This window comes from Sporomusa sp. (assembly GCF_035561155.1).
Classification (GTDB): domain Bacteria; phylum Bacillota; class Negativicutes; order Sporomusales; family Sporomusaceae; genus Sporomusa.
The window spans coordinates 35133-49847 of the sequence record NZ_DATMYD010000006.1; the positions used below are offsets into that span (position 1 = coordinate 35133).

The 14715-nt window shown below is 43.7% G+C and carries 12 protein-coding genes; all 12 read right to left on the reverse strand.

Annotation, left to right across the window (positions count from 1 at the left end; genetic code table 11):
* Positions 1–10: 10 nt before the first annotated feature.
* On the reverse strand, positions 11–910 hold the full coding sequence (locus VN447_RS01190) for a branched-chain amino acid ABC transporter permease (protein WP_325521976.1): 900 nt from the start codon (positions 908–910) through the stop codon (positions 11–13).
* Between the two features lie 57 nt (positions 911–967).
* Positions 968–2434: a trimethylamine methyltransferase family protein gene (locus tag VN447_RS01195; protein WP_325521978.1), complete on the reverse strand. Its 1467-nt coding sequence runs from the start codon at positions 2432–2434 to the stop codon at positions 968–970.
* A gap of 319 nt (positions 2435–2753) precedes the next feature.
* The gene (locus VN447_RS01200) at positions 2754–4229 is read right to left on the reverse strand and encodes a sigma-54 interaction domain-containing protein (RefSeq protein ID WP_325521980.1); all 1476 of its coding nucleotides are present in this window, start codon (positions 4227–4229) and stop codon (positions 2754–2756) included.
* A 145-nt stretch (positions 4230–4374) separates the two neighbouring features.
* The gene (locus tag VN447_RS01205; RefSeq protein ID WP_325521982.1) at positions 4375–5025 is read right to left on the reverse strand and encodes a DUF1638 domain-containing protein; all 651 of its coding nucleotides are present in this window, start codon (positions 5023–5025) and stop codon (positions 4375–4377) included.
* A 208-nt stretch (positions 5026–5233) separates the two neighbouring features.
* Complete coding sequence (locus tag VN447_RS01210; RefSeq protein ID WP_325521984.1) at positions 5234–6664, reverse strand: trimethylamine methyltransferase family protein; 1431 nt, start codon at positions 6662–6664, stop codon at positions 5234–5236.
* Positions 6665–6825: 161 nt separating this feature from the next.
* The gene (locus tag VN447_RS01215; RefSeq protein ID WP_325521986.1) at positions 6826–8193 is read right to left on the reverse strand and encodes an MFS transporter; all 1368 of its coding nucleotides are present in this window, start codon (positions 8191–8193) and stop codon (positions 6826–6828) included.
* Between the two features lie 168 nt (positions 8194–8361).
* Positions 8362–9222: a 3-methyl-2-oxobutanoate hydroxymethyltransferase gene (gene panB, locus VN447_RS01220; protein WP_325521988.1), complete on the reverse strand. Its 861-nt coding sequence runs from the start codon at positions 9220–9222 to the stop codon at positions 8362–8364.
* An 83-nt stretch (positions 9223–9305) separates the two neighbouring features.
* Positions 9306–10097: an aspartate/glutamate racemase family protein gene (locus tag VN447_RS01225; protein ID WP_325521990.1), complete on the reverse strand. Its 792-nt coding sequence runs from the start codon at positions 10095–10097 to the stop codon at positions 9306–9308.
* A gap of 163 nt (positions 10098–10260) precedes the next feature.
* Positions 10261–11685, reverse strand: a complete 1425-nt coding sequence (locus tag VN447_RS01230) for a trimethylamine methyltransferase family protein (protein ID WP_325521992.1) — start codon at positions 11683–11685, stop codon at positions 10261–10263.
* Positions 11686–11732: 47 nt separating this feature from the next.
* Positions 11733–12956: an NAD/NADP octopine/nopaline dehydrogenase family protein gene (locus VN447_RS01235; RefSeq protein ID WP_325521994.1), complete on the reverse strand. Its 1224-nt coding sequence runs from the start codon at positions 12954–12956 to the stop codon at positions 11733–11735.
* Positions 12957–13003: 47 nt separating this feature from the next.
* Positions 13004–13804 (reverse strand): methyltetrahydrofolate cobalamin methyltransferase, encoded by an 801-nt coding sequence (locus VN447_RS01240; protein WP_325521996.1) that lies wholly within the window; start codon positions 13802–13804, stop codon positions 13004–13006.
* Positions 13805–13822: 18 nt separating this feature from the next.
* Entirely contained in the window at positions 13823–14458 is a 636-nt protein-coding gene (locus VN447_RS01245; RefSeq protein WP_325521998.1) for a corrinoid protein, read from the reverse strand.
* Between the last annotated feature and the right edge of the window lie 257 nt (positions 14459–14715).

Consider the following 14715-nt stretch of genomic DNA (forward strand, 5'->3'; position numbering starts at 1 on the left):
TTGGATTTTCCTATTCGGAAACAGACTTAACACCCTTCTTGGCAAATAATCCTCTGGGCATAAAGATGAGGATGAGGATGATTATGACCAAACTAACTACATCCTGCCAACCAGCCCCGAATTTGATGTAAGAAATGGTCTCCAGCATACCTACGATAAAGCCACCCCAGATGCTGGCTCCGACATTGCCCATTCCCACAAGGATGAGTACAAACCATGATTTATATAAAGGCTGAACCCCCATAGTCGGATAGGCGGGGATAATGGATAACAGGATGGCTCCTGCTGCCCCTGCTAACAGACAGCTTAAACCAAAGGTGAGTGTATGAATTGTGTTGAGATTTATTCCTACCAAACTGGCCCCGGATTCATCCTGCGATACCGCCCTGATTGCCCGGCCTGACTGTGTCTTGTTTAAAAAAAACCAGAATAGCAAAATAGTCATCATGGCGATCCCGAAACCCACCAGCCGGTCATAAGACACAGACAAACCTGAGCCGAGTGAAAGGCTTCCTGGCCAATACTGAGTTACGCCTCGGTAGCTATTGCCCCATAACATTTTTGCTCCGCTTTGCATAATTATTGAGATACCAAGAGTTACCAGGAAGGTATTCATGACCCACATTTTTTTGGATCGTTTTCTTAAGTTAAAAAACAACACTCGTTCCACTACAATACCTACAATAAAAGTGCCAACGGCAGCAGTTACAAAACTAAAGATTGGATTTAGACCCAGCCCGACATGGGCAAAATAAGCAAAGTAGGCTCCTAACATATAAAACTCACCATGGGCAAAGTTGGGGATATTCATAACCCCAAATACCAGGGATAATCCTACCGCCATTAAGGCGTATAAGCCTCCCCGTAAAATACCTGTTATAAGCATATTTGTAAAATCTACAACTTCCATCTAATGCTCCTCCTTGCATAACGTTGAAAAGGAAAGTAAAAGCTTTTGGAGCAATTCCTAAGCTTCAGCTTCTGCTTGCTCAATAATTGCCTGTATTTGTCGTTGAACCTCTGCAGGCAGCACCTTGGGCTGATGACTAGCTAACATATCCCTTGCTTTTTGCGTGAGTCGCTCTTTGTATGTAGTTTTTCCACCTGCTTCCCAGGTGTGGTAGCGCTCTCTATTAATAATCTTTGGTCGCCAAAATTCACGTTTGAAATTTTTAAAGGTGTGTTCTTCTGCTAAAAAATGTCCGCCACACCCTACCTGGTTAATGACATCTACAGCCAGCGTTTCATCATCTACCCGAATACCGCCGACAATTTTGCGTACGTAGGAAATGATTTCATCGGCCATCACCAAACATTCAAGCGAAGAAGACATAGCTGATTCCAGAAAACCTACATCATGCACCAGATTAGCGCCACTTAACGCAGCACTATAGATGCTTAACGAATATTCGATAGCCGCTTGTTCATCTAAAACCTTGGAATCGCTAGCTCCCCCCGCACTAAACATTGGCAGCTCTAAATACTGGATTATTTCCGTATAAGCAGCCTGCATGACACAAAAATCCGGGGAGGAACCATAGCAATGGATCATTGTGGCCATATCCATATTGGTTGTCACACCGCCGGCAATATATGGTGCACCTTCCTTGGTGAGTTGATGGATAACCAAACCTGCCATGTTGTCAGCCAAAGCCACTACCAGCACTCCTGCCAAACTAGCCGGACCTGTTGCACACCCTTGAACCCCTGGTGTGTAAATAGCTGGCAATCCTTTCTCTGCCAGGTACATCATTTTACCCAAAGATTCACTAGGATGCTTGAGCGGAGCAACCGGCTCGCTATATAGTACAACAAACGGGTTACGCCGCAAGGCCTCTGCACTCCCGGCAACCACTTCGCACATTTCAATAATGCGCTGTTGGTTTCTTTCATTAAAGGCCCAGGTAACAAACGGCTTAGTGGTAGTAAGTAGCATGGCTTGAACCTCGTGCAAGTCTGCAAGACATGGAGTAACATCAGAAATGCAGGCCAACGACATGCAAAAGTCCATATTGGGTAAATCCTCAACCAATTTGGCTACTGCCATTACATCGTTCTTGTTAACCTTGCGCCGTTCTCCTGTCTCCACATCGTAAAAATAAGGATTGGTTGGCCCAGGACCAAAATAAGTATTCTTGCCTTCCAAAAATAGCCTGGAATTTCCATACCTGTCAGCCAGCACGACACGGGACGGTGCCGTAGTCAACGCTTGCTCCACCGCCTGAGGTGGAATACGAACCCTGCGTCCATCTACATGGCAACCGGCCTTTTTTAGTAAATTAACAGCCTGCTCATTGTATATCTCTACTCCTGTCTGCTCCAAGACTTCCAGTGCTGCCTGCCAAATTCGCTCCTTCTGAGAATCTGCCAAAACGTTAAACTGCACCGTTGTGTTACCTGTTTGCTTACCAGCACTACCGCCATTTTCCCACATTGGCCTGTCTCCTCCCCGAGTCCTTTTTTAAAATCACCCCTGCGCTACGCCGACGGAAAATACGGAAGATTGTGAAAATTTTATCTAAACCTATCCCACCTCCATAGACACTAATTTATATCTCCTTATGTTATTGTAATTGCAACTACCATGCCAATCTTTCATTGATTAGGATATATTTGCAAAAAATAGACCAGATGCCAGGAAGTCCCGTATTCCTGGCATCTGGTCTATTCATATTTGCAGAAAATCCGGCCTTATAAGATCGACAATGCCCTTAACTGCTGATTTTCGATTCGTTTGCGAATATTTGAGTCATCTACGATTCATCCGGCCATAGCAATGTTTTCTTGTTATGACTACTTGTTACACAGTATTTTTCCATGAGCCGGTGAGCTCTGCTTTGACTGATATTTAACGCGTGAGCAACCTTACGGGAGCTACCGTATTTTCGGAACGCTTCTAGTATTACTTTTCTCTCGAGTTCACTCACAGTCTTATCCAAAGCATTGGATTCGAATGCCTTGTTTTGAAAGGACCTTAATTCCAGAGACCTTATTTTCTTGGAATAAGTATCTAAAATAATCGCTGGCAGATGGTGGGTATTTATTACAGAGTCCTGTACTGTAACTGCAAGACGCTCAATCATATTCTCAAGTTCTCGAATGTTTCCCGGCCAAGAATACTCAAGCAGCAGGTCCCTGCATTCAAAAGATAAGCTGTGTTCTTTTTTATACTTCTTGTTAAATTGATTCAAAAAGTAATAAATCAAAGCCAATGTGTCTTCAGGTCGTCCCCTAAGCGGTCTTAATTCCAATTCCATAACATTGAGGCGGTAATATAGGTCTTCCCGGAATTTCCCTTGCTCCACCATTTGTCTAATATTTTTGTTTGTGGCGGTAATAATCCGGCAGGTTACCTGCTTAGCCGTACAGCCTCCAACAGGCAGAAACCGGCGCTCTTGAATAACCTCCAAAATTTTCCCCTGAAGCCGAAGGGGAATTTCCGCAATTTCATCCAGAAATAATGTCCCCTCATTGGCTAGTTCAATACGGCCTGCTTTACCTTTTTGATTAGCTCCGGTAAAGGCACCCGCTACATACCCGAACAACTCTGATTCAATAAGCTCGTTGGGAATAGCTGCACAATTGATGCTGATAAACGGCCCCTCTTTACGAAAGCCCGCTTTATGAATATATTTTGCAAGGGCGCTCTTGCCGGTTCCTGATTCACCCAAAATTAAGATATTTATGTCTACATCGGCCACCCGGTCTGCCAGCTCCAGTACATCTTGCATCTGCCTGCTATTTGCCACCAGGGTAACATCTCGAATTTCCCTCTTCCTTACCGCGGCCCCCTCTTGCCGAATGCCTCTAAGCATATGTTTTGTTTGCTCTAGATCTTGCTTAGTATCTTCCAATTGTTTTATATCCCGGCAGTTTTGCACTAGAAATTCAAGATTCCCATCCTCGTTATAGATGGAAGTCGTAGTAACAAGCATTTTTGCCCCGGTTCGGGTAGTCTGCTCAAAAGTATGCTTTCCTCCTTTGTTATCTAGTACAATCGGTGCAACCGGCGGGAAGCATCCCGCCTTCTCCATAAATTGCCACGAGTCTTTACCAATTACGTCAACAGGCCTAATCCCATAATACCTCTCAGAAGCTTTATTGGCATAAATGGTTACTCCGTTACTATCTGTGGCAAAAATCGCATCATAAGAATTATCAAGAATCTTTAGCAAAACCTGTCTGCTTAGATGACGATTGTCCTCCAAAAAATCCTCAGAATTTCCCACATGCTCCCCCCTCTTTTTGCGCACATGCTGCTGCTTATAATCCAAATACTAGTTCTAACTTAGCTTAGTGATACTGATATCCTAACATCAAATGGAACTCAAAGGGGGCTAGCCCTCACTAGTAGAACTAGTCCCCTTAATCAACTTAACTATCATCTTCCCACTCCACTGGACTGTGGGGTAAAATGGTCAAAAAGTCTTCCTGAGGCCAAGGACCAGTCATAAGTCGCCTAAGCCAAGTAAGATCACCGGACACATTCTCTGCCGGGAGGCCATGTCGTCGCAAACGGTCTTCCATATCAACTCGGGCCTGAGCCAAATCATAGGCCCCAGTATCAATAAAAAGAAATCGTTTGTAGTTGGCCAACATCATTTCATAGGCCATGGCTGTCTTACGTTCTCCCATGCGCTTCAAAGTATCGTAGTAACATTTATTGGAGAACTTAAGCCAACCAGCTGTGAGAAAAAACGTAGGAATTTGAGAAGCTTCGACTACCTTTTCCCGTGAACCCAAAAGCAAGGGCAGGCAATCGTGCACCCTGGGAATAATAAGCGTAAAATTGCCAGTAACCAGACCTTTAATCGCTCCGCCGCACAGACCGTATGCAAAGAGTACACGGCGGACTTCCGAGCCTACAGCGTTTAACTCTTGCTGGAGCGCATCCCGCATCTGGGATGTGGGTTTGTCATGTAAAGCCGCCTCGGTGAAAATTATCCGGGGCGATCCCGGCATTGCAGTCAGCACTTTACGCACCTCGTCTTCTAAGGTGCCACAACTGATTAACATTGTATCCATTCCATACTCAACCTCCTTTGAGCTTATGATGCCTATCTCCTTTAATACAAAAGCAAATACTTAGCGCTAGTAGCGATAAGCGCCCCCCAATAGCTTTGTCACGCAGTTTCCGTGCAGCTATAACACTTCTCGGCCTTCTGGATAAGGAGAAGCAACGCAGTCTCCCTATAGATGCTTAAGTTGGAGAACTGCGTTGCCATATAATTTATTACATATGTTGCACAGACTCAATGTACTTTGCATCAAACCCTTTGCCGACTAAATAATCGACCAATTGCTGATGAATATCTTGGGGGAGATGTGGCTTTTGATGACTCTCCAGCATCTTATTTATCTTGTCTCTTATTTTTTCAAGCAGTTTGTTTGACGGATCACCGGTTACAGTTCCTCTGAGACTAAGCTCAGGTATAAACGGCTCTTTCCGGCAATGCCTCATAGTATGTTCTGCAGTTAAAAATTGACCTGCAATTCCTACTTCGTTAATTACGTCCACCGCCAGGGTAGTATGATCTACCTTGACACCTGCAAGATAGCGTTTCACCATGCCGATGATTTCCAAGTCAACGATAAACTTCTCATAAGACATTGACGCATATCCGTCCATGATTCCGGAGCTTTGGAATATAAGATTCATCCCGGACCGATGAGTAACCAAGTGGGTCAGCATACTCTCATAACCAGCCTGCACCGACAGCGACTTCGCATCTGTTAGCGTACCACCACCACGGCAAGGCAGCCCATAGGCTTTCGCCAATCGTGCTGCATATTCATAACACAGTGCGCCTTCCGGAGCACCAATGGCAATGCAACCGGTTTTCATGTCTGAGGTGGTCGTCTGTGATCCGTAAACAACAGGTGCACCTGCATTCAACATCTGAGAGACAGCAATACCTGCCAACACCTCAGCATTGGTAAGTACGATAGTACCTGCTAGTGTAACCGGCGCAGTTGTTCCCGCCATTGAACATGCCGCGATGATGATCGGTTGCGAGTGTTTTACAAACACCATCATCGTTTCCAACATGTTTTTATCAAACTGCAGGGGAGTGTTGGTATTAGCAATCGCTATCGCCCGTGCCTTTTGTACCAACTCCTCCTGACCAAAGACGATCCCAAGCATGTCCATTAATCCCTGGACTTCTTCGGCTGTACCAGTCCCGGTTACAATACCCTTATCCGAATGTAGAATAGTCGCATACAGCATCATCGATATACTATGCTTACCGCTAATATCTGTAGGTTGAACCACGAAGCCCCCATTCATTTTATAGAGGTCACTTTGGTGGTACAACTTGAGAAAGTTGACATAGTCAGTCATCATTGAAGGCCGCTTTGCCCCATCACTGTCTGAAATAGCAGGCGACCCGGTCCCCGGACAGCACTCAACGTTGTTCCCGCCAACAACAATATCATATTTCGGATTACGAGCGTAAAGAGTAAAACTAGAAGGTGCTTTACCAACCCATTCGCTGATTTGATCCCTAGTAAAGAAAGCCGTTTGGTCACAGACCCTTATTCCTTTTTGCTTCAAAAGTTCAATGACTTCCGGATGATGAAATTTCATCCCGGTTTTTTCTAGAATTTGCAATGACGCTTCATGAATTTGCCTTAAGTCCTCATCCATATGATCGATTCTCATTTGTACGCCCCCTATTCTTAACTATCCACTATACACGAAACTTTACGACATTTTCCTGTAGTTCTTCCTCAGCTGATAAAAAATAACCTCCCAGATTTTCACCGACTTGCTGGTAAAAACCTGGGACATTAAATTATGCTAAAGTATTTAGGGGAGGATGTCTAGTTTGTCTTTTCCGCTAGCATGCCACATTGGGCTTCTTCTACCAATGCCACATCACTTGCTTCACTCAAAGTTAGCTTTTTGGTTTCAGGTGCCCAAGCAATAACTACGAATGTTGCAAGTAAAAGACATACTGCCAAACTAAGCATTGTGGGCATTAGCCCCATACTTGTAAGACCAACAGGTAAAAGGAAAGTACTAATCGCGGAAGCAAGCCGGCTAATCGCTGTAGCAAAACCTACACCAGATGTACGAATCTCGGTGGGAAAACTCTCGGCCGGAAAAACTCCAGTAAGGTTACTAATTGCCGATAACACGAATGTAAAGACTGAAAAAGCGATAACGACAAGGGTAGTGCTGCTGCTTGGCAAAACACTAAGCAGGAACAAACATATAGTAAGAATCACAAAAGATCCGATTGTAAACTGTCTACGCGAAAAGATTTCTGTAAACCAAATTCCCGCAAGTGCTCCTGCGATGAGAAGTCCATTTAGCAGTAAATCGGTTCCGAAATCTGACTTCAATTTCATAATATCTAATATAGATGGGAGGAAGGTATAAATTGCAAAGTATGGAAGAACGATAGCTGCAAAGAATATTGAGCTAAAAGCTGTCCGTTTTCTAAGTTTTGGACTAAACAAAACTGAGTAACTACTTTGCTCTTTTGCAGGAGTCTCGTCATCCAACACTACGTTTGAACCGACGTATTTTTTTACAATTGCGCGAGCCTCTTCAATACGGCCCATGTTAATCAGCCATCTTGGTGATTCAGGTGTCCCGATCCGCATTAATAGAATAACCAAAGCTGGTATCGCCGAGGTAGCAAGTAACACCTTCCAGGCTACAGAATCGGCACCTGCATTATGCGTCATAAAGTAACCTACAATAGTTGCACCTACATAGCCAAAGGTCCATATGACACTAAGGGCTCCGAGAAAGGCTCCCCGATACTTCCTGGGAGAAAATTCAGCAAGTAAGGTTACACCAACACTATAGTCTCCCCCTAAGCCAAATCCGATTAATAATCGCAAAATGAGCAACTCAAGCGGAGTACTCACATAAAATTGTAAAGCAGATGCTACTGTGATTAGCATGAAGTTAAAAAGAAATATTTTTTGCCTGCCTATTTTGTCTGATACTCTACCTAATAATAAACTACCAAAAAAAAGTCCAATTAAAGCCGAACTTCCGAGTAAACCAAGCCAGACAGAACCAAGCTGCATCTGCGGTTGAATAAAAGTAAGGGCGATTCCGATTACTCCGATAGCATAACCATCTGCGAGATGAGCCCCTAACGTTAGCCCAACCATTCTCGCATGAAACCAATTAAGCGGTGCATCATCAAGTTTTACTGTTTTATTAGCCATATAAGTGCCCCCCTTTTAAATTGCTATTTAATAATTGCATCAATTTTTGAATAATACAAAAATTATAACTAGGTTTATATTTTGGTATCTCTGGCCCGATTGCCAAGGGTCAAGCAAGTACTTGCCCTGCTCCCCTTGACAATAACATAACCAAGGAATGTATGTTAATTAGGCGGTGGGTAGGTTAACCATATTTTTAAGCTTGTTAAGTTCTTCTTCCGGCATACCATAGCAGTGTTCCTTCGCTGGAAACACACCTTGTTCCACTTCTTCTTTATATTGGTTTAACGCTTCTAAAATAGCGCCATTCATATTAGCATATTGCTTTACGAATTTAGGCACAAAGCGGTCAAAGAATCCTAACATATCATGTACGATCAAAAGCTGTCCATCGCAGTGAATACCCGCTCCGATGCTAATGATTGGCACTTTGCTTTTTTCAGTAATAATCTTGGCAACTTCAGGCGGGATAGCTTCCAGTAAAATTGAGCATACACCGGCAGCTTCCAAAGCTGCTGCATCTTCAATAATTTGGTAAGCTGCTTCTGCCGAACGGCCTTGGGCTTTGAAACCACCGAGTGCAGATGTGGATTGCGGCGTGAGTCCCAAATGACCCATGACAGGAATACCGGCGTTGACAATGGCTCTTACCGCTTCTGCCATGGTGGCGCCGCCCTCCAGTTTTATACAGTCAACATTAGCTTCTTTCATAAAACGGCCTGCATTCCGAACTGCTTCCTGAGGCGATACCTGGTAAGATAAAAACGGCATATCGCCAATGACAAAAGCGTTAGGTGCGCCACGTTTTACAGCTGCCGCGTGAACAATCATCATATCCATCGTTACCGGTAATGTTCCATCAAAACCATATACTGTCATTCCCAAGGAATCCCCACAAAGAATAATATCAATACCGGCTTTTTCTTCTAAAAGAGCCATGGGGTAATCGTAACCGGTGATCATGGTAATTTGCTCATTCTTGGCTTTTTTCTCCATAAGATAGGGAATTGTCACTTTTGCTCTAGCCATTTGTATTCCTCCTGTTTTTTAATAATTTCAATGGTTCTGAAAATTCTACAGTTAAAGTTTCATGCCCTAACATAGGAGTCTAGCTAAACATGTCCGTAATAATCCCGGTGGGCTACTACGGAATAAGCATAATCGAGAAGTGTTCCCCAACTATATACCGGTAGGTCAACTTCCCGCTGGATTGCTCTTGCAAAAGGCTGCATACCTGTACATTCTAACATAATTGCCCCAATAGCGGGGTTTGCTTTTACAAATTCTTTTGCTGTAGAAACCATTTGTTGTTCGGCTCTATCGTAGTATGCTTCAGGACATTCAGGCCGCGTCAGGGGATTCCACAAGTTATCAAATTCTAAACAACCATATTCGTCCTGGGCTCCAGCTATTATATAATTACTTCCCGGAGTAATGCCAACATTCCTTAGATGATCTTCACTTAAGAACTGTTTCTGGGCACAAATTATGCCGACTAATTTATTCGGACTTATAACCTGCTGAATGAAAGGAACTTGTAATAAGCTAGACATGAACACTGGTACATCAACTACTGCAGCCACGTCTTTCTGAAAAAAGGCAAAGTAGCCACATTCGGCTGCAATTGCTCTACAACCTAACCGCTCCAGTTTTCTCGCTGCAGCTACTACAGACTCCCGGCATTGAGCCGGGTTCTTATCATACACCAGCGTCTTGTTGGTTACACCTTCTGCAATCTCATATTGTATCGGATACGGAAAAGCACTGGCATTACGCACATCTCCGGGAAACCCGGGATAAGCGTCATTTAACAGTACAATTCCTAAACCCATTCCATAACACACATGGTTTTTTCGGGCTTTAATATGATTGATGCCAAAATCGCGGTTTTGCCAAAAAATCATCTCCGAATCTGCCTCCTCGCTACACATTACTTAAGGATTACTGTTTGGTAGTCCGCTCTGCGGAATTTTCACCAGGGTTTAGCTAGAACCCGGGGGTTCGACACCAAGGTGCTTGGACTAAACCCTGGTTAAAATACCGTTACGTTTGTCGACTACATGTTCCCTATAATCCCAATTTTCGTTCCCACATCGCCAATTTTTCTAATACAGAGTCATCCAGCTTCGGGACCTCATGTCCCTTCAGAATATCTGTAATTTTCAGCTTAATCTTGCCACTTACTTCGGAGAAGTCTTCGTTATTCATCTTTCTGCTGAACAGGCTGGGATACCAAACCTTACGGAAATTCTTGTTGGTGTGATTCTCTCCCAGGTAATGTCCTCCTGGTCCTACTGTTTTAATTACATCAATGGCAAAATCTTCATCGGTTACATCGATACCTGCGGTATAGTGCTTTAAGCCTTCAATAATTTCGTTAGCCAAAACGACTAATTCCGGTGACACACTCTTGCAGTGATCCATTACGCCCACATCATGAATAATATTGGCTTTACTTAACATGGTGGATAATATTTCCATAGTAGCTTCTGATACAGCTTGCTCGTCGATGACCTTGGCGTCGGAACAACCTGCTGTGCCATAGAAAGGTAGTCCATAATACGCTACTAAGTCAGCCATTGCAGCGATATTAAGATGGAACTCAGGGGCAGCGTAGCTGCCAATAGAGGTTCGCATATCAAATACAGACGGCATCGCTCCATAAATAAACGGAGCTCCCTCGCTAACTAACTGTGTAAGAACTAATCCAGCCAGAGCTTCAGCATTGCACTGTGCCAACGTTGCCGCCTTACTCATGGGTGATGTGCCCCCCATCATGCAGTAGGGCATATACACAAACGGTATGCGGTTTTCCGCGCTGATGTATATTTTCTCTGTGCTCTCTAATGGATGAGTTAGTGGGGGGATAGGCTCGCAGTAATTAAAGATAAAGGGCTTTTCCTGCAGTTTATCCAGGCCGCCTGCTATATCAGCTGCGATATCAATTATGTCCTGGAGAGATTCTATATCATTGGTAGAAAAATTGATTGTTTTACTGAAATTCTTTACTGTTTCGATGAATGTGCTTTGTGTCTGTACTTTCGGGTCAACGTCTGCCGTCATGCCTACCGATAATACAAAATATATGTTAGGCAGATAGTCGGCAACTTTACACATTGTCTGAATATCTTTTTTTAGAAATTGCCGTACTGTATTAGTAAAAGGGTCGACAAATTCGAGCTGGTCTGAATGTGTACCGAAATACACTTGATTTTCACTATTGATCACCATGGCTGGTTCCCCGTCACGTGTATACAATGTCACTTCTTTGGGAGCGCTCTTGAGCGCCTTGTCAACCATCTCACGCGTGATGCGGATTAGACCGTCATCTGCCAGGGTCGCACCGTTGGCCAGTAAGAGCTTCACGGCACGTTCTCCGGTTACCTTCATTCCTACATTTTCCATAATATACAGGCTTTTTTCATGGATTTTATCAATCTTATCTTGGTTTAGAACAGAGAAATTAATATTCCGTTTAATCGGCGTTACCATATGTTATTCTCACTTTCCTTTCTGCAGGTAGCAAAATTCGTAGTGATCTATTTCTCTTTACACACACCCTCGCGCAGATAAGCGTTCATTTCTTCTTTGTTCATATGACCGATACCCAGATAATCCAGTGTGTAGCCTAATTGATAAAAGTCTCTATTCAGTATTGCTGAAGCAAGATTAATCATGGAATCAATTACCGGGGTCCGAACACCAAATTTCTTGCCTAACTCATGATAAACGTGGCAACCTACAGGAATATCTTCAGTAATGTATCTGTTTTCCATGGTGAACGGGCCGGTGCCAAACTGAATAGGATCTTGTTGTTCAAATGGAATAACATAATCTTCACCCATGTATTCTGCTCCTAACACATTTTCCCGGGAGAAGAATTGTTCTTTCTTGTATGGTTGAATCCCGACACCCATGGCTTCAGCCAAATTGCATTCCTCTTTATAGAAGGAGTATTGTACCTCGGAAATCGATGGGCAGTAGGCATGTGAATAAATGCTGTATTGGTATTTGTCTTCTCCAAAAATGACCCCAAAGTTTTCCATAACACCTACGCCCAAAATGGTTCCAGGGCAATGAAGTACCGGATTAACATTGCTAAAACCGGTGTCCATTACTGTATCGCCGGCAACTGCGCCTTGGCCCTTTGTTACTGCATCCATCGAAGGCAGGTATTTTGAGCTTTCGAGAAATGCTTCAGTATCACAAGCTGGCAGGGCCGCACCCCTTAAAGTAATTGCTCGGTAGTAAACACGGATCTTAGGCAAAATTACTCCGCCCTTGATTTCTACGCGGCTGCCATAGGTTGAACTGGACCAGCCACCGATAATAACCTTCTTTGTACAGCCTGCTTCCCGCATCATTTTCCTCAGAATCAGAGAACCATAGTTATCAGGGAAAATGTGGATTACCATGCCATCTTCTAAAGCTGGTATTAATTTTTCAAAAAAGGGTTTATGACCGGCACAAGGGGTAGCTAAAACTACCAAACCTGCGCCCTTCACAGCCTCGGCTACATCGGTGGTAACCATATCCATTTGGGCATTACCGTTCCGTTCAAAACCATACAGATTCAGTTGATCACCAAAGAATTTAATTCCTGACTCTTTTATTCCGAATAATGTTTTCTCAGCAAACGGCGGCAGATCGCAAATACGCACTTTCGCTCCACCTAAAGCACAATCTCCTGCAATGGCTTTGCCTACAGCACCTGCACCAAGTACCGCTATCGGCTTTTCTTGTAAATACTCCATATTTTTCATTTGTTACTTCCTCCTCAAAATTCTTTTAATATTTTTCACTTTTATGACTATTCAGGATAAAACCCCTTGCGATGAGCTTTGATGTAGCCCATGCAATATTCATCCTGCCCTAACAGTGTTTTTGCTGCATAGATAAGTCCCATCATTCCCTTGTCAGTTGGATTCAGAATATATCCACCCATACCGGCCGCCATAGTTTGGGATACAAACAGACGATTCAAGTATTTACGATTTGGCAATCCATAGGAAACGTTGCTGAGCCCGCACATAAAGTGTACTCCTGGATACTGTACTTTGATCATCCGTATGGTTTCCAGTACTTCCACCCCGGCGGTCCCCACACTGCTAACCGGCTTGACAAGGGGGTCAAAATAGATGTCATCATCCTGGACACCAGCTGCCGTCAATTTGGCATATAGGTTTTTTACTACACGCAGGCGGTCACCTGCTGTATCAGGCATCCCCTGGTCATCCATGCACAAAGCTACAATCTTGGCTTTGTATTTTTGCACCAATGGTATGACAGCATCGAAACGCGGGCCTTCATCTGTGATAGAATTAATCATGGGCGTTCCGTGCTTTACCAATGCAAGGCCGGCCTCTAAAGCTTCTGGATTAGGGCTGTCAATACATAAGGGAACTTGTACTGCTTCCTGAATGGTATTTACCAGCCACCTCATATTCTCAAGCTCTTCAAACACCTTATTACCGCAGTTAACATCAATGTAACTGGCACCGGCTTCGGCCTGTTCGATAGCTACTTGCTGGATATATCGGGCATCTCTCTTTTCTACTGCTTCACCAATGGCCTTGCGGCTGGTATTAATTAATTCGCCTACGATTACCAACGCTATTCCCCCAGTTTACTATTTTGCCACCATTGCGGCAGCCATTTCCTTACAAGCTACGGCATCAACACAATAACCGTCAGCACCAATCTTTTCGGCGAACTCAGGATACAGAGGTGCACCGCCAACCAGAATCTTTACACTATCCCTCAGCCCAGCTTCAGTAATGGCATCAATGGTCTCTTTCATGGCCATCATGGTAGTCGTTAACAAAGCGCACATGCCGACAATTTGGGGCTTATGTTTTTTAATGCCTTCAACAAACTGTTCTGGTGACACGTCAATCCCCAGGTCAACAACATTGAAACCGCCGCTTTCCATAATCATGACAACCAAGTTCTTGCCAATGTCATGCAAGTCTCCTTTTACCGTCGCCATCAGGAAAGTAGACATTCCGGCCGACTCGTCTGTCGAAAGTAACGGTTTTACCAGTTTCAGCCCTTCCGCTAATGCCTTGGCTGACATCATAACTTCCGGAATAAACATTTCGCCAGATTTGAACTTAGGTGCTACAATATCCATGCCTGCCAGCAGGCCATCGCTCACAATTTCCATAGCAGCTACGCCACCATCTATCGCTTGTTGGGTAAGATTATGGACACTTTCATAATCACCCTCAAATACTGCTTCTGCTATCTTTTTTAAATCACTCATATCAAATACCTCCTCTTATTTCATCATGACATCTTACGTACCAAGCTTCTAGTTAACTGGTCTGCTACAAACTAAGCTACCACCTCCAAGAATATGAACGAGTTATACTTGGAAAATAATGATTGTATTAATCCTTACGCCTTCTATTAACGCATGTTCCGTGCCACTTTTTGCAAGAAAGCAAAAATAAAATAAATAAATGCTAAGAAAGCAAGGAATTCCTTGCTTTCTTAGCATTTATCCAAGATATTTTAAAT

Bases quoted from the DNA above. Each gene is read 5' to 3' on its own strand.
- VN447_RS01190 (WP_325521976.1), bottom strand. From the start codon at position 910: ATGGAAGTTGTAGATTTTACAAATATGCTTATAACAGGTATTTTACGG.
- VN447_RS01195 (WP_325521978.1), bottom strand. From the start codon at position 2,434: ATGTGGGAAAATGGCGGTAGTGCTGGTAAGCAAACAGGTAACACAACG.
- VN447_RS01205 (WP_325521982.1), bottom strand. From the start codon at position 5,025: ATGGATACAATGTTAATCAGTTGTGGCACCTTAGAAGACGAGGTGCGT.
- VN447_RS01210 (WP_325521984.1), bottom strand. From the start codon at position 6,664: ATGAGAATCGATCATATGGATGAGGACTTAAGGCAAATTCATGAAGCG.
- VN447_RS01215 (WP_325521986.1), bottom strand. From the start codon at position 8,193: ATGGCTAATAAAACAGTAAAACTTGATGATGCACCGCTTAATTGGTTT.
- panB (WP_325521988.1), bottom strand. From the start codon at position 9,222: ATGGCTAGAGCAAAAGTGACAATTCCCTATCTTATGGAGAAAAAAGCC.
- VN447_RS01225 (WP_325521990.1), bottom strand. From the start codon at position 10,097: ATGATTTTTTGGCAAAACCGCGATTTTGGCATCAATCATATTAAAGCC.
- VN447_RS01230 (WP_325521992.1), bottom strand. From the start codon at position 11,685: ATGGTAACGCCGATTAAACGGAATATTAATTTCTCTGTTCTAAACCAA.
- VN447_RS01235 (WP_325521994.1), bottom strand. From the start codon at position 12,956: ATGAAAAATATGGAGTATTTACAAGAAAAGCCGATAGCGGTACTTGGT.
- VN447_RS01245 (WP_325521998.1), bottom strand. From the start codon at position 14,458: ATGAGTGATTTAAAAAAGATAGCAGAAGCAGTATTTGAGGGTGATTAT.